This is a genomic window from Planomonospora algeriensis (genome assembly GCF_977012225.1).
This window is the reverse complement of sequence record NZ_CDRNDK010001108.1, coordinates 1-445: the sequence shown is the minus strand read 5'-3', so window position 1 is coordinate 445 and position 445 is coordinate 1. Positions and strand designations below refer to the sequence as shown.

Annotated in this window: 1 protein-coding gene; it reads right to left on the bottom strand. The window is 77.5% G+C overall.

Annotated elements, in window-relative coordinates:
- Positions 1-445: FluC/FEX family fluoride channel (locus tag ACWJ6R_RS38040; protein ID WP_449066809.1), on the bottom strand; the 445-nt coding region annotated here is incomplete at both ends.

Here is a 445-nt window from a genome sequence, read left to right as displayed (position 1 = left end):
AGCGCGAGGCGGCCAGGTGCCGCAGTGTCGCCCCGGCCGCGCCGCCCACCGCCACCAGCAGCAGGCTCATCCCCGCCCGGCGCTCCCGCCGCGCTCGCCGCATCCGCTTCGCCAGCACCGTCCCGGCGAGCGCGGCCGACACCGCCAGGGCCGGGGTGGCCACGAGGTAGGTGAACGCCGTGACCGGCCGGCCCAGCCGGACCAGCCCCTCCACGTCCACGGCGAAGGAGGAGAAGGTGGTGAACCCGCCCAGCACTCCGGTGGACAGGAAGGGGCCGGCCAGCGGGTGGGGTTCCAGCGCCACGAGCATCACGGCGAGCGCCCCGATCAGCAGGCAGCCGAGGCCGTTGACCGCCAGGGTGGTCCAGGGGAAGGCGCCCGGCGCGGTCGGCAGCGCCGTACCCAGACCGTGGCGGGCCAGCGCGCCGAGCGCGCCTCCGCCAGG